The organism is Cupriavidus sp. BIS7, assembly GCF_000292345.1.
Lineage (GTDB): Bacteria > Pseudomonadota > Gammaproteobacteria > Burkholderiales > Burkholderiaceae > Cupriavidus.
The window spans coordinates 147,003-170,979 of the sequence record NZ_ALOU01000019.1 but is presented as its reverse complement, the minus strand read 5'-3'; the positions used below and the strand labels follow the sequence as shown (position 1 = coordinate 170,979).

Annotated in this window: 15 protein-coding genes; 3 read left to right on the top strand and 12 right to left on the bottom strand. The window is 62.7% G+C overall.

What is annotated here, in order from left to right; translation table 11 throughout:
- Positions 1–67: 67 nt before the first annotated feature.
- From B552_RS0107200 to ugpB, 6 genes are all read right to left on the bottom strand, one after another.
- Positions 68–2,920, bottom strand: coding sequence for a 2-oxoglutarate dehydrogenase E1 component (locus tag B552_RS0107200; protein ID WP_019448329.1), 2,853 nt, complete (start codon positions 2,918–2,920; stop codon positions 68–70).
- A 291-nt stretch (positions 2,921–3,211) separates the two neighbouring features.
- A complete protein-coding gene (ugpQ, locus tag B552_RS0107195) occupies positions 3,212–3,949 on the bottom strand; it encodes a glycerophosphodiester phosphodiesterase (protein WP_019448328.1) in 738 nt (245 codons plus the stop codon).
- The gene (locus B552_RS0107190) at positions 3,946–5,052 is read right to left on the bottom strand and encodes a sn-glycerol-3-phosphate import ATP-binding protein UgpC (protein ID WP_019448327.1); all 1,107 of its coding nucleotides are present in this window, start codon (positions 5,050–5,052) and stop codon (positions 3,946–3,948) included. Before B552_RS0107190 ends, ugpQ begins: the two co-directional genes overlap by 4 nt.
- Positions 5,053–5,061: 9 nt before the next feature.
- A complete protein-coding gene (ugpE, locus tag B552_RS0107185) occupies positions 5,062–5,910 on the bottom strand; it encodes a sn-glycerol-3-phosphate ABC transporter permease UgpE (RefSeq protein ID WP_019448326.1) in 849 nt (282 codons plus the stop codon).
- A gap of 10 nt (positions 5,911–5,920) precedes the next feature.
- A complete protein-coding gene (gene ugpA / locus B552_RS0107180) occupies positions 5,921–6,802 on the bottom strand; it encodes a sn-glycerol-3-phosphate ABC transporter permease UgpA (protein WP_019448325.1) in 882 nt (293 codons plus the stop codon).
- A 77-nt stretch (positions 6,803–6,879) separates the two neighbouring features.
- A complete protein-coding gene (ugpB, locus tag B552_RS0107175; protein ID WP_019448324.1) occupies positions 6,880–8,190 on the bottom strand; it encodes a sn-glycerol-3-phosphate ABC transporter substrate-binding protein UgpB in 1,311 nt (436 codons plus the stop codon).
- A gap of 207 nt (positions 8,191–8,397) precedes the next feature.
- On the opposite strand from ugpB, the gene B552_RS0107170 reads away from it, so the two are divergent.
- The gene (locus B552_RS0107170) at positions 8,398–9,198 is read left to right on the top strand and encodes an HAD-IIB family hydrolase (protein ID WP_019448323.1); all 801 of its coding nucleotides are present in this window, start codon (positions 8,398–8,400) and stop codon (positions 9,196–9,198) included.
- Positions 9,199–9,299: 101 nt separating this feature from the next.
- Here the strand turns inward: B552_RS0107170 and B552_RS0107165 are convergent, their stop codons facing one another.
- Both B552_RS0107165 and B552_RS0107160 read right to left on the bottom strand, forming a co-directional pair.
- Positions 9,300–13,853 (bottom strand): filamentous hemagglutinin N-terminal domain-containing protein, encoded by a 4,554-nt coding sequence (locus B552_RS0107165; protein ID WP_019448322.1) that lies wholly within the window; start codon positions 13,851–13,853, stop codon positions 9,300–9,302.
- Positions 13,854–14,186: 333 nt separating this feature from the next.
- Positions 14,187–15,773: a ShlB/FhaC/HecB family hemolysin secretion/activation protein gene (locus B552_RS0107160; RefSeq protein ID WP_019448321.1), complete on the bottom strand. Its 1,587-nt coding sequence runs from the start codon at positions 15,771–15,773 to the stop codon at positions 14,187–14,189.
- Between the two features lie 615 nt (positions 15,774–16,388).
- On the opposite strand from B552_RS0107160, the gene B552_RS0107155 reads away from it, so the two are divergent.
- Both B552_RS0107155 and B552_RS0107150 read left to right on the top strand, forming a co-directional pair.
- On the top strand, positions 16,389–18,074 hold the full coding sequence (locus B552_RS0107155; RefSeq protein WP_019448320.1) for a hypothetical protein: 1,686 nt from the start codon (positions 16,389–16,391) through the stop codon (positions 18,072–18,074).
- Positions 18,075–18,120: 46 nt separating this feature from the next.
- Entirely contained in the window at positions 18,121–18,429 is a 309-nt protein-coding gene (locus B552_RS0107150) for a hypothetical protein (protein ID WP_019448319.1), read from the top strand.
- 104 nt (positions 18,430–18,533) lie between these two features.
- Here the strand turns inward: B552_RS0107150 and ntrC are convergent, their stop codons facing one another.
- From ntrC to B552_RS0107130, 4 genes are all read right to left on the bottom strand, one after another.
- Positions 18,534–20,096: a nitrogen regulation protein NR(I) gene (gene ntrC / locus B552_RS0107145; protein WP_019448318.1), complete on the bottom strand. Its 1,563-nt coding sequence runs from the start codon at positions 20,094–20,096 to the stop codon at positions 18,534–18,536.
- A gap of 93 nt (positions 20,097–20,189) precedes the next feature.
- Positions 20,190–21,401, bottom strand: coding sequence for a nitrogen regulation protein NR(II) (gene glnL / locus B552_RS0107140; protein WP_019448317.1), 1,212 nt, complete (start codon positions 21,399–21,401; stop codon positions 20,190–20,192).
- A gap of 5 nt (positions 21,402–21,406) precedes the next feature.
- The gene (locus B552_RS0107135) at positions 21,407–21,979 is read right to left on the bottom strand and encodes a hypothetical protein (protein WP_035879552.1); all 573 of its coding nucleotides are present in this window, start codon (positions 21,977–21,979) and stop codon (positions 21,407–21,409) included.
- Positions 21,980–22,111: 132 nt separating this feature from the next.
- Positions 22,112–23,527, bottom strand: coding sequence for a 3-hydroxylaminophenol mutase (locus B552_RS0107130; protein WP_019448315.1), 1,416 nt, complete (start codon positions 23,525–23,527; stop codon positions 22,112–22,114).
- Between the last annotated feature and the right edge of the window lie 450 nt (positions 23,528–23,977).

Below are 23,977 nucleotides of genomic sequence, written 5' to 3'. Positions count from 1 at the left end.
TGTGTTTCGTTTCAGGCAGGCCGTCCCGCGGCGCGCATTCCTGTGCGCTGCCGCGGGGGCCGACGAATTACTTGGTCAGAACAAAGCCCTTGAGCTTGGAGAACGCAGCGTCCAGCAGCGCCTTCTGTTGCTCGTTGTGCTTTGCGTAGTAGCCCACCGCCGGCGAAGCCGAGGCAGGACGACCGGCATAACCGAGCTTCTGGCCTTCCGTCATGTTTTCCATGATGTAGTGCTGCACGAAGAACCAGGCACCCTGGTTCTGCGGTTCGTCCTGGCACCACACGATTTCGGTCGCGCCCGGATACTTCTTGAGCTCCGCGGCCACGGCCTTGTGCGGGAACGGGTACAGCTGTTCCAGGCGGATGATCGCCGTGTCCGAAGCACCACGCTCGCGGCGGGTGTTGACCAGGTCGTAGTAGACCTTGCCCGAGCACATGATCAGGCGCTTGACCTTGCTGGCGTTCAGTTCTTCGTGATCGGCAATCACGGTCTCGAAGTGGCCCTTGGCCAGATCGGACAGCGGCGACACGGCGTCCTTGTTACGCAGCAGCGACTTCGGCGTCATGATCACCAGCGGCTTGCGGAACAGACGGATCATCTGGCGACGCAGCAGGTGGAAGATCTGGGCCGGCGTGGTCGGCTGAACAACCTGGATGTTGTGGTCGGCGCAGAGCTGCAGGAAACGCTCGATACGGGCCGAGCTGTGTTCCGGACCCTGGCCTTCGTAGCCGTGCGGCAGCATCATCGTCAGACCCGAGGCGCGGCCCCACTTCACTTCACCCGACGAGATGAACTGGTCGATCACGACCTGCGCGCCGTTGACGAAGTCGCCGAACTGGGCTTCCCAGATCACCAGCGCGTTCGGTTCGGCAGCCGAGTAGCCGTATTCGAAGCCGAGCACGGCTTCTTCCGACAGCACCGAGTCGATCACCGTGAACGGCGCCTGGTTTTCCGACACGTTCTGCAGCGGCACATAGCTGCCGGCATCCCAGCGCTCGCGAGCCTGGTCGTGCAGCACGGCGTGGCGGTGCGTGAACGTACCGCGGCCGGCATCCTGGCCGGTGATGCGCACCGGGTAGCCCGAAGCGACCAGCGAGGCGAAGCCCAGGTGTTCACCCATGCCCCAGTCCAGCATCTGCTCACCCTTGCCCATGTTGGAACGGTCCTTGATGACCTTCTCCACCAGCGGGTGCAGCTTGAAGTGATCGGGGATCGTGGTGATACGCTCGGCCAGACGCTTCAGCTCGGTCATCGGCACGGCGGTGTCGGCGGCGTCCGTCCACTTGCGGTTCAGGAACGGCATCCAGTCCACGGCGAACTTGTTCTTGAAGTTCGACAGGACCGGGTCGACCGTGTGCTTGCCCGCATCCATCGCGGCACGGAATTCCTTGACCAGCTCGTCGCCGAATTCGGCGCCGGTCAGGTTCTGAGCAACCAGCTTGTCGGCGTACAGCTTGCGCGTACCCGGGTGCTGGCTGATCTTCTTGTACATCAGCGGCTGCGTCACAGCCGGGGTGTCCTGCTCGTTGTGGCCCAGCTTGCGGAAGCAGATGATGTCGACCACGACGTCCTTGTTGAATTCCATGCGGAAGTCAACGGCGAGCTGCATGGCGTACACCACGGCTTCGGGGTCGTCGCCGTTCACGTGCAGCACCGGGGCCTCGATCATCTTGACCACGTCCGTGCAGTACAGCGTCGAACGGGCGTCGCGCGGGTCCGAGGTGGTGAAGCCGATCTGGTTGTTGATGACGATGTGCATCGAGCCGCCCGTGCCGTAGCCGCGGGTCTGCGCGAGGTTCAGCGTTTCCATCACCACGCCCTGGCCTGCAAAGGCAGCGTCGCCGTGCACCTGCACCGGCAGCACTTCCTTGTGGCCGGCATCGCCACGGCGTTCCTGGCGGGCCTTGGCCGAGCCTTCCACCACCGGGTTGACGATTTCCAGGTGCGACGGGTTGAACGCGAGCGACAGGTGAACCGGGCCGCCTTCGGTCGAGACATCGCTCGAGAAGCCCTTGTGATACTTCACGTCACCGGCCGGCAGGTCGTCCACGTGCTTGCCTTCGAATTCGGCAAACAGGTCAGCCGGCATCTTGCCCAGCGTGTTGACCAGCACATTCAGACGGCCGCGGTGGGCCATGCCGATCACGATTTCCTGCACGCCCTTGCTGCCGGAGTGCTGGACCAGTTCGTCCATCGCGGCGATGAAGCTTTCGCCACCTTCGAGCGAGAAGCGCTTCTGGCCAACGTACTTGGTGTGGAGGAAGCGCTCCAGGCCTTCGGCCGCGGTCAGGCGGTCGAGGATGTGCTTCTTCTTCTCCAGCGTGAACACGGGCTTGGAACGCGTGGTTTCCAGGCGCTCCTGCCACCAGCGCTTCTGCGCCTGGTCGCTCAAGTACATGAACTCGGCGCCGATGCTGCCGCAGTACGTCTCGCGCAGGTTGTTGAGCAGCTCGCGCAGGCTCATCGACTCCTTGCCGAAATACGTGTTGCTGGCATTGAAGACGATGTCGAGGTCGGCTTCGGAGAAACCGTAGAACGCCGGATCCAGGTCAGGAAGGGGCGGACGCTCCTGGCGCTTGAGCGGATCGAGGTCAGCCCAGTGCGAACCGATATTGCGGTAAGCGGCGATCAGCTGCGTGGCAGCGACGCGCTTGCGGCCCATATCGGAATCGGCCGAGGCAACAATGGTCTTGATGGGGCCCTGCTTGGCGCGCTCGGCGAACGAGGCGACGATCGGTGCGTGGGGGATATCGCGGGCGTTGGAACCATCCACAGCCGGGACGTTCTGCATCGCGTCGAAGTACGCGCGCCAGTTGTCGGGAACCGAGCTGGGATTCTGGAGATAGGCCTCGTACAGCTCTTCCACATAGGGGGCGTTACCGCCGAAGAGGTACGAATTGCTCTGATACTGTTGCATCATGGGGCGCTCACTATTCTCCGGGAATGCCGGAGTTAAGCGGGTTCATCAACCTTCCGCGACACGGCTTGACCGGTTAGCGGATTGCAAACAACTCTTGGGGGACCAACGGTTACCACCTTGAACGAACGGCACCCCGGTGGGTGCCGCTGGTTTTCGGTCTCGCCGCCTGACCCGAAAGGGCAAGTTGTGCGGGGAAGGACCTAAGTCTTCACTCGCGAAAGCATAGCACGTTTGCCAGCGGATCGTAGGGACTTTTCGTGATGCAAAACCGTTGCGGTCTGAACAGACTGTTCAGGGCTGCGGCCGAATCTGGTCGACGGCATCCGTGATCAGGCCATCGAGCCCCCAGTCCAGCAGGTCTTGCGCCCGGGCCGGATCGTTGACCGTATAACAGAGCACCTTGAAACCGGCCGCGTGGGCTGCCCCGATGACAGCGGCATCGAGTTCACTGTGGTTAGCATCCAGCGCCACGCATTCCAGCCGGCGCAGCCGCTCCAGCCAGTCCGGCGGCAGCTTGTCCAGCAGCAGTGCACGCGGCAGGCCCGGAGCCACCTTGTGAGCGGCTTCCAGCGCTTCTTCCGAAAACGACGAGAGCAATGGCGGGACAGCCGCGTGCTTCCATAGCGTAAGTGCATCAAGAGCCACTGCAGCGCCAGTCCGGTACTCGGTACCAGGCACCGGCTTGATCTCGATATTGACCATGAAGCCATTGGCCTGGGTATACCGGGCGATCGCCACCAGCGTGGGAACCGGCTCGCCCGCATACGCCGGGCTGTGCCAGCCACCGGCATCCAGCGCCGCGAGTTCGCCCAGCGTCATCGCATCCACGCGCCCGCTGCCGGTGGTCGTACGATCCAGCGTGGCATCGTGCATCAGTACCGGTTCGCCATCGGCGGACAGCTTCACGTCGAACTCGAACATCCGGTAGCCGAACGACGCGCCGTGCCGGAAGGCCGCCAGCGTGTTCTCGGGCGCCAGCTTGCCGGCGCCGCGATGGGCGATGTGGCGCGGAAAGGGCCAATCCTTCATGCCAGGGCCTCGATGCGTTTGCCGGACTGGATATCGAAGAAATGCAGATGCTCGGCCGATGCGGTGATCGGCAGCTTGTCGCCGCCGCGCACCTGCATCTGGCTGTCCAGCCGTACCACTATAGGCTGGCCGCCAAGCGCGCCATACGCGAACGAATCGGCGCCGAGCGCCTCCACCACGCGCACGTCCACTTCGGCAATGGCCTCGTGGGCCGCGCACGGCTCGATATGTTCGGGCCGCAGACCCAGCAGCGCCTGCTCGGGCAGATGCAGCCCCATCGGCAGGTGGCCCAGCGTGGCGGCGCCAGCCTGCGCATCCTTCGGCTCCACCCGCATTTGCGCCCCGCCCTGCCCGCTTCCATTCCTTGCCACCGGCACCAGGTTCATCGGCGGGGAGCCGATAAAGCCGGCCACGAACGTGCTGGCCGGGCGTGCATAGACTTCCAGCGGCGTGCCGATCTGTTCAACCCGGCCGCCGTTGAGCACCATCATGCGGTCAGCCAGCGTCATGGCTTCCACCTGGTCGTGGGTCACGTAGAGGCTGGTTGTCTTGAGCCGACGATGCAGGTCCTTCAGTTCCAGGCGCATCTGCACCCGCAGCTTGGCGTCGAGGTTCGACAATGGCTCGTCGAACAGGAACACAGACGGTTCCCGCACAATGGCGCGGCCCATTGCCACGCGCTGGCGCTGCCCGCCGGACAGCGCACGCGGCTTGCGCTCGAGCAGTGGTGCAAGCTCCAGGATGCCCGCCGCGTGCCTGACGCGCTGCTCGATCTCGGCCTTTGCCATGCCGCGGATCTTCAGGCCGTAGGCCATGTTGTCGTACACGCTCATATGCGGATAGAGCGCGTAGTTCTGGAACACCATTGCGATATCACGCGCGGCCGGTTCCAGGTCGTTGACGACCTTCTCGCCGATATGGACCTCGCCGCCGGTGATGGTCTCGAGTCCGGCCACCATGCGCAGCAGCGTGGATTTGCCGCAGCCAGACGGCCCGACGATCACGATGAACTCGCCGTCGGCGATTTCCATATCGATGCCATGCACGACCTGCGTGCCGCCGGCATAGGTTTTCTGAACGTTGCGAAGAGACAGCTTTGCCATGGATTGACCTTACTTTTCCGTTTCCACGAGGCCCTTGACGAACCAGCGTTGCATCAGCACGACCACGACCGCGGGCGGAATCATCGCCAGCATCACGGTGGCCATTACGAGGTTCCAGTCGGTGGCGGCGTCGCCGGAACGGGAAATCATCTGCGTCACGCCCACCACCACGGGCGTCATCGACTTCTGCGTGGTGATCAGCAGCGGCCAGAGATACTGGTTCCAGCCGTAGATGAACTGGATCACGAACAGCGCCGCAATGCTGGTGCGCGATAGCGGCAGCACCACGTCCCAGAAGAAACGCAGCGGCCCGGCGCCGTCGATGCGCGCGGCCTCGGCCAGTTCGTCGGGGATCGTCAGGAAAAACTGCCGAAACAGGAACGTGGCCGTGGCCGAGGCGATGATCGGGATCGTCAGCCCTAAGTAGCTGTCCAGCATGCCGAGGTCAGACACCACCTTGTAGGTCGGCAGAATCCGCACCTCAACCGGCAGCATCAGCGTGACGAAGATCATCCAGAAGAATGTCTTGCGCAGCGGGAATCGGAAATAGACGATCGCGAAGGCCGAGATGATCGAGATGGCGATCTTGCCCAGCGCAATGCCCAGCGCCATGATCAGGCTGTTCTTCATCATGGTGGAGACCGGCGATGCGGCCTCGCCCACGCCCTGGAACAGCACGGCGCGGTAGTTCTCGATCAGATGGCTGCCCGGGATCAGCGTCATCGGCGCGTCGAGCACCTGCTCGGCCGTGAGCGTCGACGCAACGAAGGTCAGGTACACCGGGAACGCCACAACAGCGATGCCAAGGATCAGCACGAGGTGGGTAATGAAGTCGAGTACGGGACGTCTTTCTACCATGGCCGGCTCCTCAATACTGGACCTTGCGTTCCACGAACCGGAACTGCACCACGGTCAGCGCGATCACGATCACCATCAGCACCACCGACTGTGCGGCCGAGCCACCAATATCCATGCCACGGAAGCCGTCATGGAACACCTTGTAGACAAGCGTGTTCGTCGAATTGAACGGGCCGCCATGCGTCACCGCGTCGATGATCGCAAAGGTATCGAAGAACGCGTAGACCATGTTGATCACCAGCAGGAAGAACGTGGTGGGCGACAGCAGCGGGAACACGATCGACCAGAACCGCTTCCATGGCCCGGCGCCGTCGATGGCCGCGGCCTCGATCAGCGACTTCGGAATGCTCTGCAGCCCGGCCAGGAAGAACAGGAAGTTGTAGCTGACCTGCTTCCATGCGGCGGCCAGCACCACGAGCAGCAGCGCCTGATTGCCATTGAGCAGGAAGTTCCATTCCACGCCCGCGCGGCGCAGCGCGTAGGAGACCACGCCCAGCGTCGGGTTGAACATGAACATCCAGAGCACACCGGCCACGGCCGGCGCCACGGCGTACGGCCAGATCAGCAGCGTCTTGTAACCGGTGGCCGCGCGCACCACGCGATCGGCGAAGTAGGCCAGCAGCAGCGCCACGGACAGCCCCACCACGGTCACGCCGATGGCGAAGATGGCCGTGGTCTGGAATGACTCGATGTACTGCGGGTCCTTCCACAGCGTGGCGAAGTTATCGAGTCCAACGAATTCAAGATTGATGCCGAAGGCATCCTGCTGCAGCATCGACTGCCACAGCGCCTGCCCGGCGGGCAGGAAGAAGAAGATCAGCGTGATGGCGATCTGCGGCAGCACCAGCAGATACGGCAACCACGACGAGCGAAATACGACACGCTTTTCCATCGGGGCTTTCCAAAATCAAACGCAAGCGGGCGACGGTTGTGCCGCCGCCCGCTTCAGGTCCATCACCGTGACGGTGCTTATTCCTTCACGGTCTTCTGGAAACGTTCCAGCAAGACGTTGCCACGGGACACCGCGCTGTCCAGCGCCTCCTTCGGCTCCTTCTTGCCGGCCCAAACGGCCTCGAGTTCCTCGTCGATCACGGTACGGATCTGCACGAGGTTGCCCAGCCGCACGCCGCGCGACTTGTCGGTGGTCTTCACGACCATCTGCTCGACCGACACCTCGGCACCGGGGTTCTTGTCGTAGTAGCCCGACTTCTTCGTCAGTTCATACGCGGCCATCGTCACCGGCAGGTAGCCCGTGGCCTGATGCCAGTCGGACTGGATCTCCGGGCGCGACAGGAACGTGAAGAACTTGGCCACGCCCTTGTACTCTTCCGGCTTCTTGCCACCCATGACCCACAGCGAGGCCCCGCCGATGATCGTGTTCTGCGGGGCGCCCGGCACGTCCGGGTAGTACGGCAGTTGCGATACCCCGAACTGGAACTTGGCGTTCTTGCGGATATTGGCCAGCGACGCCGACGAGCCCGTGAACATCGCGCATTCGCCGTTATAGAACTTGGCCTGCGATTCCGCCTTGCGGCCGCCGTAGCTGAAGTAGCCCTTCTTGACCATGTCCTGCAGGTTCGTGATGTGCCTCACGTGCAGCGGGCTGTTGAAGGCCAGGCGTGCATCGGTGCCGCCAAAGCCGTTGTTCTTGGTCGCGAACAGCGTGTTGTGCCAGGCCGAGAAGCTTTCCAGGTGTACCCAGCTCTGCCAGTCCGTGGTGTAGGCGCAGTTCTGGCCAGAGGCCTTGAGCTTGGCCGAGTACTGCATCACCTCGGGCCAGGTCTTCGGCGGTGCCGACAGGCCGGCCTTCTTGAAGGCGTCCTTGTTGTAATAGAAGACCGTGGTGGAGCTGTTGAACGGGAACGACAGCATCTCGCCCTTCGACGAGGTGTAGTAGCCGGCCACGGCGGGGATATAGGCCTTCTGGTCGAACTTTTCGCCAGCGTCCTTCATGACCTGCGACACCGGCTTGATGGCACCCTTGGCGCTCATCATCGTCGCGGTACCCACCTCGAACACCTGCAGGATTGCCGGTGCACCGCCTGCACGGAACGCCGCGATGCCGGCGGCCATCGTTTCATCGTAATTGCCCTTGTTCACGGGCACGATCTTGTATTCCGACTGGCTGGCGTTGAACTTGTTGGCAATCTCGTTGACCTTGTCGTTCAACGCGCCCTCCATGGCGTGCCACCACTGGATCTCGACGGCAGCGTGGGCGGTACCCGCCAGCGCCAGGCTGGCCACGGCGGCGAACTTCAACGCGATACGTGGAAAGGACATCGGCATTTCTCCTGAGGCTGTGTTCGGTCCGACCAATTTTTTTGAAAAAGCGACCGACTGTATGCATTTTTTGTGACAGGCATGTTACGCCGCTCTTTTGTCACGGAATACAGGGCAAACCCGCCTTGCCGAAGAGATTGTTGCGGCATATTGACAACGCGCAACCGTCAAACGCTGGCAGACAGACGCCAGCTACAATGCGCCGCCATGACCTCGCCAAAACCGTTTTCCGCCCTGCCCGACACCGCGCTGCGCCGCGTGCGCGGCATCCTGACCGACATTGATGGCACGCTGACGACGGACGGCCAGCTGCCCGCCCCGACCTACCTCGCGCTCGACCGTCTGGCCCGCGCCGGGCTGCACGTGATTCCGGTAACGGGGCGCTGCATCGCGTGGGCCGAGATCCTGACGCGGCTCTGGCCCGTTGACGCGATCATCGGCGAAAACGGCGCGTTCTACTCGCATCTGCACAATGGGAAGCTGGTGACCCGCTTCCTGGACGATGCCGCCACGCGAGATGCGAACCTCTTCAGGATTCATGCACTGGGGCAGGAAATCCTGCGCGAGGTACCCGGTTGTGCGCTGGCATCGGACCAGGCATGGCACGCCGCCGACCTGGCAATTGACCACGCCGAAGACGTTCGGCCGCTGCCGCAGGCTGCAGTCGACCGCATCGCCACGATGATGCGCAACGCAGGCATGACCGCCACGGTCAGCTCGATCCACGTGAACGGCTGGTTCGGCCGCCATGACAAGCTGTCGATGAGCCGGCTCTGTGTAGAGGAATTACTCCAGGACGATATCGACGCGAATCGCGACGAGTGGCTGTTTATTGGCGATTCGGCCAACGACGTGGCGATGTTCGGCCATTTCCCGTTGTCGGTCGGTGTGGCGAACGTGCGAGAGATCCTGGACAAGCTGCCGCAGAAGCCGGCTTACATCACCGAAGCGGCCGGTGGCGAAGGCTTCGCGGAGATGGCGGCGCGCCTGCTGGCGGCGCGCGCCTGAAAGAAAAAAACCGCCCGCCGCCTGCAATGCTGCAGGACGGCGGGCGGGTAGATTGCACTGTCAGCGCACTGTCAGCGCACTGTCAGCGTTCAGGCCGACGATCAATCCGCACCAGCCTCCGCTTCCGGCGCCACGGCTTCAGTCGCTCCGGCTCGGGCGGGCATGCGGTACGCATGCAACTGGCCGTGCGTGCCAACCAGGTACGACTTGCCGTCCCGGACTCCAGACTCGGTGTATTCGAACGCGTGCGTCTTGACGTCGACACTGAGTTCCGAGGTCGTCTCCGTCACCGGATCGACGTACGCGTAGTGCGCCACGCCGTCTTCGGTGCCCGAGTACTGCAGGCCGCGAACCAGTGACGCGGCGGGCGTCTGCAGCTTGACGGTTGCCACGTCGGTCAGCGTATCGAGCGACGCAACATCCAGTACCGCACCGTGCCAGTCTGCGGGGTCGCCGGCTTCCATCACCAGCGCCTCGGGTTCAGCCATTTCCAGGGCGACAACCACCGACGTATCGGGCTCCAGCGTCACCGCTTCATCGCTGTCAAGCGATCCAGCTTCGCCAGTCGCCCACGCCGCCAGGGCGCCGCGGCCGCCGAACTGCCCGCTGGCCGACTTGTCCACCAGCTGGACGTTGCCCTCGCCAGTGATGTGCATGCCATCGGACAGCGACTTGCCGTACGTCGACTTGCCAGCAATGGTCACCGACGCACCGGGGCCGACATCGACCACACCGTCGGGGCCTTGGGCCACGCCAGTTCCGTCGACGGAGGTGCCCTTGATCGACCCGCTGCCACCATCGGTGAAGCGGATGGCACCGTTCTGATCCACCCCTGTACCACTTGTGGACTTCCCATCGATCGTCGCCGATCCGGTGCCGCCTACATCGATGGTGCCGGTGCCAGTCTGTGCAATGCCTGTACCGCTGCCCGACTTGCCGTCAACGGCGAGGCCGCCGCCATCGGTTACGCGGATCGCACCGCCCTGATCTACCCCTGTGCCACTTGTGGACTTCCCGTCGATCGTCGCCGATCCGGTGCCGCTTACATCGATAGTGCCGGTGCCAGTCTGTGCAATGCCTGTTCCGGTGTCCGACTTGCCGTCAACGGCGACGCCGCCGCCATCGGTTACGCGGATCTTGCCGCCCTGCTCGGCACCGGTTCCGTTCACGGAGTCGCCTGTCAGGCCCACCTGGCCCGTGCCGCCCACGTCGACGGTGCCGGTATCGGTCTGCTTCAGGCCGGTACCGTTCGTCGATGAACCGTTGACGGCGCCCTGACCACCGTCCTTCACACTGATTGCACCGCCCTGGCTGACGCCGGTACCGTCCACCGAGGTGCCGTCGACATTGATGCCGCCGCCGCCGCTCACGTCAATCACGCCGCCGTCACTCATATCCACACCGGTGCCACTGCCCGATTGTCCGTCGACGTTGACCCGGCCAGTGCCGGTCACATCGATCTGCCCGGTGTGCGATACACCGCTGCCGCTGTCCGAGGTACCCGAAATATCGAGCGTGCCCGTATCAGTGACGCCGATCGTGCCGGTGCCGGTCAGCTTGACGCCATCGCCGCCCGAAGAGGTGCCGTCGATGGCGACCTTGCCGCCGCCACCGATATCCATGGTGCCGCCCTGGCTTACGCCGGTGTCGGTCGTCGACTTGCCGGAAAGATTCAGTGATCCGGTATCGCTCACCTTGATGGAGACGTCATCGGTCAGGTCCACGCCCGTGCCGCTCGTCGACTTGCCCGTGATGTCGATGTCGCCGCTACCGGTGATATCAAGCTTGCCCTTTTGCAGGATGCCGGCGCCCTCTTCCGACTCACCATTGATGGTGAACGAACCATTCTCGCCGACGTTGGCGGTAAATTCGCCGTCGAGTAGTACACCAGCCCCCTTGACCGAGGTGCCCTGGAGGTTGACCGCACCACCGTCGCCAATATCAAGTGTCCCGCCAGTAAGGCGAATGCCCGATCCAGTGGTGGAATTACCTGTGACGTTCAGTTTCCCGGCCTTGGAGACCTCGAAGTTGTTATTCCATTGCACACCGCTACCGTTTTCGGAAGTACCCGTTACGTTGGCCGTTGCGTTGTCCGTGACATGCAATTTCACCACCCCCGGCCCGACACCGTAACCGTTCACGCTACTGCCATTGACTTCCAGCGAGCTTGAACCGCCAATGGTGCCGCCCACAAGAACCCCGAGGGCCTCCTGGGAACTGCCCGTGACACTCACCCGCGCATTGTCGGTCAGGTTCGCATTGCCTCGCGCGCCTCCTCCGTTGACGGACTTGCCGTTGATGTCTGCGGAAGAGTTACCGGAAGCATTCACATGGTATCCATAGACACCGGCGTCAGCTTCGCTTTCCCCATTCATGGACAGATGCGCGTCGTCCGAAAGATAGTTACCGAAGCCTGCGGTCTGCAGAATGCCGGCCCTGTTTTTGCTAGTACCCGAAAGGTTGACGGTGGCATTGCCGCTTGCACTAATGCTGCCTTGTCTCTGCTCAAGACCGCTTTGATTCACTGACGTGCCCTTGATACTGAGGCTGCCGTTATCGGCGACGGACATTTCGCTTCCCCGGCCAAACACGTACACGCCGCGGCCCGTCTGACTGGTCCCGGTGATATCGGCGCTGCCCTCGTCACGGACATTGAGCTTCGCGTCGCCATCGAAGTACACGCCGGTGCCGTTTGTGGACTGGCCGTCGACCACAAGCTTCGCCTGGTCTCCCACGTTGATCGTTGCCCCATTCATCCGGACGCCATTACCCCTTACTGCTGTGCCGTTGACATTGAAGGTGCCATCGCCGACCAGATCGATCGTCCCAGTCAGCCTCACGGCTTCGCCGGCCCCTGTGGCACCCGTCAACGAGCCGCCACCGATATTGAGCGCCTTGCCTGACAGGTCGACCCCATTGTTCGTGATGCCCGCCCCCTTCGCAGTGCTCCCACTGACATTCAGGGAGCCGCCATTCAGGTCGATGGTGGAAGCGCGATCCTGCCGCACCGTGCCCCTGCCCGTGTCGGCGCCCGCCGACATGTTCAGGTTCAGCTTGTCTGACGTCGAGGCAATATTGCCCTTCAGATCGATGCTGCCGTCCGCCAGGAGTGTCAGGGTCGCCTCGCCACCGCTGGACTTGATGATGTCCGCGCCGGCCTCCTGGGTGATATTGCCCACAGCCGGGCCGCTGCTGGCTGTTGTGATCGTCACGTCGGTGCCGGTATTGAGCGCATCGCTGATCGACGTGTTGCGCACCGTCGCCGGGCCAGTGACGCTGCCGCTGAAGCCATCGGTCACATCGCCGGTATATCCGGAATCGTCACGGGTGCTGATCGTGATGGTGGTCGGGTCGATCAGCCATGCGCCAGCCTTGCCGTGTTCCGACTTCGCGCTGACGGCCCCCTGGACATCAAGGCTAAGGCCCGATGTCTCGACAAAACCGCCGTTGCCATGCACGGCATCGGCACGGACCCGCGCGCCGGCGTCTACCTGCGTCAGGCTGGCGAAATTGACGCCGTCCTGCAGCAACGCCTCGGCCTGGGTGCCTGTCAGACGATGCAGGGTGTCGCCGCCGATGACGACCGTACCGCCCGCCGCATCGCCGCTAACGTCAACGCTGGCATCGCCGAACAGGCCCACCCGGTCACCGGACAGCACCACCGTGCCGCCCGATGCGCCCGGGGCGGTGTTCGACGCGTCGATGGCGCCGGTCACAACCACGTCACCCGTGGCGCCTGCATCGGCCACCACCGTACCTGCACGGACAAAGCCATCGAGGTTCACCACGGTATCGAGCAGCGTGTCCTTGCCGCGCGCCGTCAGCAGGACCGTGCCGTCCTGTGCGTGAATGTTGCCCGTGTTCTCCACCAGCGCACCGGCGGTGGCATCGTTCAGCACGAGCTTGATGCCCTGGCCGTTGGCCAGCGCCACCGTGGCACTGTCACCAGCCGCCAGTACCACCTGGCCGCCCGGCGCCGTGCCGATCGTGCCGCTGTTGCGTACTGTGTCGCCCATCAGCGTCACATAGCCCGCCGCCTGGATATTGCCCTCGTTGACAACGCCGGCCTGGGTGCCAGTGGCACTGAGCACGAGCGGATCGCCTGCCATGAATGCGTTGGCATCGATTGCCTTCGTCGTGGCCAGCAGGCTGCCCACGTTCACGACTGCATTCTTGCCGAACAACACGCCGTTGGCGTTCTGGATCAGCACCTGGCCATTGGCCAGCAGCGCGCCGTGAATGGCTGACGGTACGCCGCCCGTGACCCGGTTCAGGGCCTGGGCTTGCGCATTGGGCTGCTGGAACTGCACGGTGTTGCCCTTGCCGATGTTGAAGGTCTGCCAGTCAATCACTGCGCGCTGGCTGGCCTGGTCGATAGTCATTGTGTTGCCGTTTGGCTGCGAGATCGCCGCCTGGCCCGCCACCACCTGACCGTTGGTCGGCAGTGTCTGAGCTTGCAGGTTCGCGGCACCGAACGTTGCCAGCGCAAGCGCGATGGACGTCAGCGACGACACCACGCCACGCATGGTCGTGGCACCCGACGAACTGCCGGTACGCTGGCCGCCGTTTGCGCCATGGCCAACGGCGGTTTCCGGCACGGCAACGAGCATGCCCAGACGCTTGCTGAAGATACGGTGAAAGAGGTTCGAGTTCATGATGGAAGGCTCCGATAGGTTGTGTTCGAATCCTTGGCCGTCTAACGGCATTCAAGGGATGGGGGCGTTCGATGCGGAACCGGATCGGAACTCCGGGAAACGCAGGGGACTGGCCTCACACGACAAGCGTAGGTGTGGGCCGTCGCCGGCGGCATAGCAGAAACTTGAAACTGCGATCTCAGACGCGGACGCGGAAGATGAGGGGGCCGTCAGGCATCACGCCTACTTGCTTCAGGCGGCCTGCGACATAGTAGAACCTTGAATTTGCGACCTCGAACGAGGGCGCGGAGGATGCCGGCCACCCGCACCAGATGCAGGCGGCCGGCAGGAGGACTACATGCTCCAGGAGACGGACAACCAGTACTGCACGGGCTTCTTGCCTGGCTCTACCCATGACGTCGACGAGAAGCCATAGGCCTTGGACACCGAAGCCGAGAACAGGATGCCGATCGGCGTCAGCCAGTCCACACCAAGGCCGTAGCCCCCCAGCACGCGGTGGTTCGAAACGCCGGGAACGCCGATAAAGCTGAGTTCCCAGTTGGGCCACGGACTGTGATTGACACGGCCAAACGCGAAGTCATTGAACACGCCGGCCTGTAGTTGGTGGCCGGAGCCAATTGCGATGCGCTTGTAAAGCCCGAGGTTGAGGACGATACCCTCGTCCAGCGAACCTTCATCAGGGCGATATGCGCGCACCGCGTCCGGGCCGCCGATAATCAGCTTCTCACTGGGATCGAGGTTGCGGTTAGGCACCTGGGCATTGAAACGCCCGCTCACGAACACGTCGCCGCTGCGGTTCAGGCCATAGGTGCCATACCCCGACCCGGCCAGCTTGAAGTAGTTGCCACCAATGTTGGCGGCCTGGTCCAGCAACGGCGTGTCATTGCTCTGGTGGCCATACGTCAGCGCAAGCTCGCCGCTCCAGATGTTGGCGCGCAACTGTCGGGGCCGATCGCCGTTGTTGGCCTGCAGCGAGATGCGCCCTGCGTCGATCGTGGAGTGAGACGCCAGCGAAAACTCGTTGAATTCCGATTTCGTTTTGCTGTGCAAGTAGGAGGCCCCCAACCAGATGTTGCTGTCGAGGCCGCGCGCAATGGGGTAGACCAGGCCCAGCTGGGCGATGTTGGCAACGCCGGTCAGGCGTGCAATGGAGTTGATCGTATATTCCTGGCGAGTGATGCCAGCTGCCACACGCAGGCCATCGTCAAGGATCGGCATGCTGGCGTTGAGGGAGCCGGTCCACATTCCTTCGTTGGTGCCGGTCAGCGCAAGCCCGTAGTTCTCTCCCGCGCCGAAGACGTTGTTGCCCGACACGGAAAAGCCGAAGCGATAGCGGCCGGTGGAAGGAATGCCCTTGTTGTCGGCCACCACGCTGCCCTGCACGGGCTTGCCCGCAGGCTCCAGGCTGAAGACCACCCTGACATCGCCCGTTTCGGCGCCCGGCGCAAACTGCGGAGGTTCGGCGATGGCCACGCCCGGCACGTCCTGCAGCAATTGCGTGGTGCGCTCAAGGCGCGACGTCTGCAACATACAGACGTCCTCGAGTGTGGTCTTTCCACACAACGCCTTGTTGACGAGCCGTTGCAGCCGCGCGTCTTTCACTCGCGTCTTGTTTTCGATGACGACTTCGCTGATCCGCCCCGGGAACACGCTGAATGTCAGCGGCGCGCTGCCCTGCTCGGTGGCCTGCCAGTCGGACTGTCCCATCAGCACCTGCCCCAGCGGAAACCCGCCGTTGCGCAGTGCCTGCGTGAGCGCTTCCGACCATTGCCGAACCTCCTCCAGCGTTGCCGGCGCCTTGCCGAGTCTCAGCACCGCGGCCCGCAACACGGCTGTCGCAGCGCCTTCCGCTGAACTGCCGGCCGGCATCACGTGAAGTTCGACAACGGGCAGAGGTTCCTGCTCGCCGCTGGCTGCCACTGCCGTCTCTGACTCTGTTGACGGGGACTGCGGCGAGGCCTGATCGATGACCGAAGCGGAATCGCCAGCCGGCGGACTATCAGCCGGCACTGTTTGACCATGCGCAGCCCCTTGCGCCACGGCCAAACACGCGCAAATCGCGATTTCAATCTGATGCCTGGTCTTCAATTGAAATAATGGCATTCACGGTCCCCAATCGATAGTTGGCGGCATCGCTCATTACTGATGCATCCTTCATTTCTTTTCGATATTCAACGATGCCGGAGTACGAATATTAGATGCACTGCACCCGACATTGCGGCGGATTCTCCGCAAATTGAATCTGATATGGCCGAGAATGTTTTATCAACTCATCGAAATTTCCGTGACAAGTTTCTGGCTTTGCAGATTCATTATCGATAATCAATGGAGAAAAATGTCTTTTCCAATCGATGCATTACTGGAAAGACAATTGATTCGAGATGGTGAAAAGCCCGACGAAATTGAGGCAATTGGCGTGATGGTCGTCAAACAAAAAAGGAATTCCCCGAAGAGATTGACGCTCTTTCCGTTCGCACCGGTATAAGCATGGCTTCGCCGCAACGGCACACCAACACCAATACTCAGGGGAAAACCGTGACGCACACATCGCGCATATCGTTGTTTCCGAGGTCCATTGCAATCACGCTGCTGACCGCAGCCGCCCTGAGCGCCTGCGGCGGCGGTGGCGACGAACAGCCCGCAACGACCGCCGGCACGCCTTCCACGCCTCCCACGCCCGACCTGCCGTCGCCCAAGCCGACGCCGGCCATTGCCGCAACGCCCGCTTGCACCAATTGCGGTGCCATCGACGCGAATACCTATGCCGGAGACGGTGTGGGGGTGTGGCAGCACATCAACGCCGAGGCCTCGGCCGTGGATGTGCCAATCAGCATCTCTGGCCTGCGCGGCCACGACGTGACGCTTGTCTTCACGAATGAGACTGGTATCGCGCAGACCATGCCGAGTATCTCGCTGACGACGTCAAACAGTTCAAACGTCGTAGCCCGTGCATTGAAGTGGGATGACGGTGCGATACCGTCCAAGCGCCGCATCTCGGAATTCAACCGCGAAGGCTGGGCGGCACTGGCCGGCACAAGAGGGATGACACCGAGCTTTTCGATGACGAGCGCGCCGAACCAGTCGGCAGTGAACGACACCAGAACCTGGTACCACTCGGACGATTCCGCGCGCTCGGCCACGCTGGTGCGTCAACGTGTGGCTGCCGACGGCACCACGATCAATTTCTGGCTGGAAGATTCCGAGAACGACGCGACGAAGGTGAGTTCGGCGATTGTCGATTTGCTCGCGAACAACTTCGCTTCGTCAGGCAGGATCTATGACATGGTCAAAGCGGTCGGCGGCCCGGTCTGGGGGTCGCACACCTATTCCAACTTGATCGGCGGGACAGACCGGCCGATCGACATCGTGATCCTGAACTTTGACTCGAACGGCCAGCCGTTTGGAGAAGTCGGGTACTTCTATTCTCGCAACGCAATCAAGCAGGTCCCCATCATCAATCCGTATAGCAATGAGTCGGTATCGCTGTACCTGGACGCCGAGACCCTCTACCTTGGCGGCGCCGATGGTTTGAGGGAAATGCTAGTGACGATGGCACATGAAGCGATGCACATGCAGAACTTCTACCGCCGCAGCGTGCTCAAGGGTCCGGCTCACATGTTCGCTGAGTGGCTGGATGAAGCTTCGGCAATGATGATGGAGGACTTCGCGAGCCTGTCGATCGATGAGGAATACAACACGATCCGCGACGTTCGCTTGCCGGAGTACATCGGCTACAAGGCAGGCTCCTACAATTGCAGCCTGATTACCTGGACACCGTATGCCGAGTCCTGCGAGAGTTACGCGGTCTCAGGTTCGTTCGGCGGCTTCCTGAACCGGCAGCTTGGCCTGGATTTCTACAAGGCCATGCTGACCGACTTCAGCAGCACCAATTCCGCGTCGGTACTCGATTCGGCCATCCGCTCGGTCGAGCCAACATCGAGCCTCGGCGAGCAACTGCGCCGTTTCGCGGCAACGTCTGGCGCGCTGATGAAATCGCCCAGCCCTGCTGGCTATGGCTTCCCTGAACGGGTGGACGGCCCGTTCACGCTGCCCGTGATCGATCCGCAGACACTCTTGCCCTCCCGGACGCTGACACAATCGGTACCGGCCACGCTTGAGTCATATGCTAGCCTGCCGGTAGTCCGCACTGCAGTAAGCGGCATCTACAGCGAGACAGTCAAGGTTCCGGCTGGCACCACACTGTCTGTCGTGATCCAGTAACGTTTTCAGCTACAGGGCGGCCGCCTTGCCTTGATGGGAGTACTGTGTGAAAGCAATCATCGGCGCAGTTCTTGCCGCACTTGGCATTGCGGCGTGTGCGGCGGATTCACCGCCAGATGCCCGGCAAACGCTGGTGGGAGAAATCCATATCAAGGGCAACGAGCCATTCCCGACGGTGATGCTTGAAACGAGCGACCAGACCTTCTGGGAGTTGAGCGGCGTTAACGTGACCGAAGCTCGCGCGTTAGACGGCAGGCGCGTGACCGCGCGCGGGACAATCGTGCGGCCGCCGGGGCCCAGTACCTGGCTGCCTTCCATGCGCGTTGACGGCACCCCCGAGCCAGTGAGTCCGTGATCGACACACACAGCGCCTAGCCCGGATGAAACAAGGCCTCGCTTGAAAGCGAGGCCTTGTTTATTTGGCGTCTAGTGAAGCGAAACGAGCATCCGAGCCGGACCTTAATCGAACCCAAGCTCCTGCAGCTTGCGTGTGATCGTGTTGCGGCCGATGCCCAGGCGCGTCGCGGCTTCTACGCGCCGTCCACGTGTCACGCCAAGCGCGGCTTCCAGCACCGCCTTTTCGAACCGCCGGGTCAATGCATCCATGACTTCCGGCTGCCCCGACTCAAGCATCGCCCTTGCTTCCGCGGCCAGCAATGTCTCCCAGCTTGCCGTGGCGGCGCTCGCCGCGAACGCTGGTGCCGACGACGCGGCCGGAACCACCGCCGGCGGGCGCGTTGCGACCATCGTGTCACCGTCGCCGCCGGCCAGGTGGCCGCCGTAATCGGCAACGTCCGGCGATTCGTAATCGGCAGCCGGGCGCCCCTCGCCCGACGAACGCGTCGATGTCATGCCGCCTTCGCCATGTCCCACGCCGATCATCTCGCGCGGGAGATCCTTGACCTCGATGGTTTGCGCGGGCGCCATCACGGTCAGCCAGTTGCAAAGGTTCTCGAGTTGCCGCACGTTGCCCGGGAACGGCAGCGTGCTGACGTAGGCCAGCGCTTCGTCGGACATGCGCTTGGTTTCAACGCCAAGCTCCTTGGCACTCTTCTGCAGGAAGTGTCGCGCCAGCAGCGTGATGTCCTCGGGACGCTCACGCAGCGGCGGCAGGCGCAGGCGGATCACGTTGAGGCGGTGGAACAAGTCCTCGCGGAACAGCCCTTCCTTGACCCGGGTTTCCAGGTTCTGGTGGGTGGCGGCGATCACGCGCACGTTGGCCCGCAACGGGTTATGGCCGCCGACGCGATAGAAGTTGCCATCGGACAGCACGCGCAGCAGGCGCGTCTGCAAGTCGAACGGCATATCGCCGATTTCGTCGAGGAACAGCGTGCCGCCTTCGGCCTGCTCGAAGCGGCCGCGGCGCATGGTCTGCGCTCCCGTGAACGCGCCACGCTCGTGACCGAACAGTTCGGACTCCAGCAGATCCTTCGGGATGGCCGCCGTGTTCAGCGCGATAAACGGGCCGTTCGCGCGCGGGCTGTGCTTGTGCAGCGCGCGGGCCACCAGCTCCTTGCCGGTGCCGGACTCGCCGGTGATCATCACGGTCACGTTCGATTGCGACAGCCGTCCGATGGCGCGGAAAACATCCTGCATCGCCGGCGCCTGGCCCAGTATCTCCGGCGCATCGACGAGCCGGTCGTCCATCTCCTCCTCACGCAGGCTCTCCTCCAGCGCGCGGCGGATCAGTTCGACAGCCTTGTCGACATCGAACGGCTTGGCCAGGTACTCGAAGGCACCGCCCTGGAACGCGGCCACGGCGCTGTCGAGGTCGGAATAAGCGGTCATGACGATGACCGGCAAACCCGGATGGCGCGCCTTGATTGCCTGCAGCAGATCAAGGCCGGAACCGCCCGGCATGCGGATATCCGAAATCAGGACCTGCGGCTCGTCTTCCTCCAGCGCCGCGAGCACGTCGCGCACGTTGGTAAAACTGCGGGAGAGCAGGCTTTCACGGGCAAGGGCCTTTTCCAGGACCCAGCGGATTGATTGATCGTCGTCGACTATCCAGATCGGCTTCATGTGCGTCGCTTGTCTGCTCGGTGTCATGTGGTCTCCCGTTTTCCTGCTGTTGGCAGGTCCCCCACCGTTCACACCTTTTCGCCGATCGGGCGGTCAGTGCAATGGCAACAGGATACGGAAGTCGGTACAGCCCGGCCGGCTCTCGCATTCGATCAAGCCCTCGTGCTGCTGCACGAAGGTTTGAGCGAGTGTGAGTCCGAGTCCGCTGCCGCCATCCCTGCCCGATACCAGCGGATAGAAGATGCGTTCGCGAATGTCCTCGGGGATGCCCGGGCCGTTGTCGATGACATGCAAATCCAATGCCAGCTTGAACAGCCGCTTGGCGATCGTGACTTGCCGCGCCACCCGGGTCCGCAGGATGATCTGGGCATCGCCCCGTGCGATGCGTTCGTGCAGCGCCTGCGCAGCGTTATGCACGATGTTCAATACGGCCTGGATCAGCTGTTCCATGTCGCCGCGCAGTTCGGGCAGGCTGGCGTCATAGTCGCGCACGATTTCCAGCCCGTTGGGAAACTCGGCCAGCACCACCGAGCGCACGCGCTCGAGTACCTCGTGGATATTGAGGTCCGAGACGATATGCGGGTGGCGATGCGGCTCCAACAGCCGGTCCACCAGCGTCTGCAGGCGGTCCGACTCCTTGATGATGACCTGCGTGTACTCGCGCAGCGTGCGCTCCGGCAGTTCGAATTCGAGCAACTGGGCCGCGCCACGAATGCCGCCGAGCGGGTTCTTGATCTCGTGGGCCAGATTCCGGATCAGTTCCTTGTTGGCCGATGTGAGGTCGAGGATGCGCTCCTCGCGATCGCTTCGGACCTTCTGCTCGTTAAGCAGGACCTCGACCAGTGCCGTGTTCGCGTGGCCTTCCACCCCGCCGATCACCACATGGGCGTGCATCGGTTCCTGCAGCGGCGGCCGCAGCACCAGATCCTGCCTGCGCACGTCCACCTGCCGCGCAATCACCGTCTCGATCATGCTGTCGAGCTCTTCCGATGCGCCGAACAGGTCCGGCAGCGACAGTTCCACCATTGCCTTGCGCGACACGGCAAAGCTGGCCTCGGCGGCCGGGTTCGCGTAGATCACCTGCAGGCCGGGCTGGCGCACCAGCAGCACCGGGTTGGCCACCACGTCCAGGCCGGGGTGCAGGGCCAAGTGCTGGGTCGAGTGCTGGTTCGGCTTCTGGGCCGGGTGCAAGCCCGCGCCGCCCAATGGCAGGATGTCCGCGCCACGTTCTTCCGGCTCAGTGGCGTCCGGCTTGCGGTCCGCTCCGGAAACCTTGCGGGACACTCCGCGAATCAGGCGACGCATTCGAATCAATCCTTCAGACTGGAAAGCTCGCGGCGAAGCGATGCCACATTGGCTTCGCTGCGGGCGATGTCATCGCGCATCTGTGCCACGCGATCCAGGTACTTCTGATAGTTTCGCTCGCCGCCCTGGCGCTCCGGCTCGCCGTTGTTGTATTCGGCGCGCAGGCCGGCCAGCTTGGCTTCCTCGGTTTGCAACTCCGTCTCCAGCACGTTCCGGCGTTCGCCGTCGCGGCTCTTCTGCGTGGCGCTGTCCACGCGCGGGAAGGCGGCTGGCGAAGCCGCAGGCGCCTTGCCCCCCGACCCGCCCGACGCACCGCCGCCCCGCGAGCCAGGCACGGTGACGACGTCCGGCAGGTTCAGCTTCCGGCAATCCTTGCTGTTGCCAGGATTGCCATTGCGATACTCGGGCACGCCGCCGGCGCCCTTGCACACGTACACGTCCGACGACTGCGCCGCCGCGGGCTGGCTCCACCCCAGCGTCATGGCCACGGCCATCACCACAATGGGGCAAACCACACGAATCTGGTGCGGCAGCGCGCCGCCGGCTTTGCTGTAGACCCTGCTCGAAATCGCTTTCATGAACACCGACATGAAGGTTAGGGAAAGAGCCTCATTCTAGCGACCAACGCCGCCGCAAAACAAAAAGGGACAGCCGAAGCCGCCCCTTCCTGGTGCAACTGTTGCCCGGTGACAACCCGGCAACTCACTCGATTACAGCGAGTAGTACATGTCGAACTCGATCGGGTGAGTCGTCATGCGGAAACGCGTGACTTCTTCCATCTTCAGTTCGATGTAGGCATCGATCATCGAGTTCGAGAACACGCCGCCGCGGGTCAGGAACTCACGGTCGTTGTCCAGGTACTCCAGCGACTGGTCGAGGCTCGAGCAGACGGTCGGGATCTTTGCGTCTTCTTCGGGCGGCAGGTCGTACAGGTTCTTGTCGGCAGCTTCGCCCGGGTGGATCTTGTTCATCACGCCGTCCAGACCGGCCATCAGCAGTGCCGAGAAGCCCAGGTACGGGTTCATCAGCGGATCCGGGAAACGCGTTTCGATACGGCGGCCCTTCGGGTTGGCCACGTACGGAATGCGGATCGAAGCCGAGCGGTTGCGGGCCGAGTAGGCCAGCTTCACCGGTGCTTCGAAGCCCGGCACCAGGCGCTTGTACGAGTTCGTGCCCGGGTTGGTGATGGCGTTCAGCGCGCGAGCGTGCTTGATGATGCCGCCGATGTAGTACAGCGCGAACTCCGACAGGCCGGCGTAGCCGTTACCCGCGAACAGGTTCTGGCCATCCTTCCACACGGACTGGTGAACGTGCATGCCCGAACCGTTGTCGCCCACGACCGGCTTCGGCATGAACGTGGCGGTCTTGCCGTAGGTGTGCGCGACGTTCTGGATCACGTACTTCTGCAGCTGGGTCCAGTCGGCGCGCTGCACCAGCGTGCTGAAACGCGTGCCGATTTCATTCTGGCCCTGGCCAGCCACTTCGTGGTGGTGCACTTCAACCGGAATGCCGAGCGATTCCAGAATCAGGCACATTTCCGAACGCATGTCCTGGAACGTGTCGATCGGGGCAACCGGGAAGTAGCCGCCCTTCTTGCCCGGACGGTGGCCGCTGTTGCCGTGCTCGAATTCCTTGCCCGACGACCACGGTGCTTCTTCCGACTGGATCTTCACCGAGCAGCCCTGCATGTCGATGTTCCAGGTCACGCCGTCGAAAATGAAGAACTCGGGTTCCGGACCGAAGAAGGCGGTGTCGCCCAGGCCGGTGCTCTTCAGGTACGCCTCGGCGCGCCTGGCGATCGAACGCGGGTCGCGGTCGTAACCCTTGCCGTCCGACGGCTCGATCACGTCGCACGTCAGCACCAGCGTCGGCTCTTCATAGAACGGGTCGATGTAGGCGGTACCCGAGTCCGGCATCAGCAGCATGTCGGAGGCTTCGATACCCTTCCAGCCGGCGATGGACGAACCGTCAAAGGCATGGCCGCTCTCGAACTTGTCTTCGTCGAAGTGCGACACCGGCACCGAGACGTGCTGTTCCTTGCCTTTGGTATCCGTGAAACGGAAATCGACGAACTTCACGTCGTTTTCATTCACGAGCTTCATCACATCTGCAACGCTCTGCGCCATGCCTATCTCCTGGGAATTCGGGCTGTGTCTGAGAAAGCCATTGTTGGTGCGGTCCCTCGATGCGACCGCCCCAAAAGGGACGTCGAATGTTAGCAGAAAGCGTGCCAACCCTAGCCACCTTTCCGCCGGCCAAATCCCCCGACTTCCCGAAAAACGTGCACGGGCTTGAGCTTGCGTGCACTGGCATGGAAACCACAGATTGCATACAACCTTGGCTGCCACCCCGATGCCACCGGGAGACGCATCTTCCGGCGTGCCACTCTCACCCCATGAAACACCATAATGGTGCGCATCTCAAGGTAATGCACCATTCATGTGCAATCCAATCAATCACGCACCATGACGATGCAAAAAGGCAACCGCATCGCCGGGACATTTTTCGGGCCTGTCACAACGGCCGCGCGCTAGAATAGCGCCGATTGCGGCAGTATCCCAGTGCCATTTCAACCT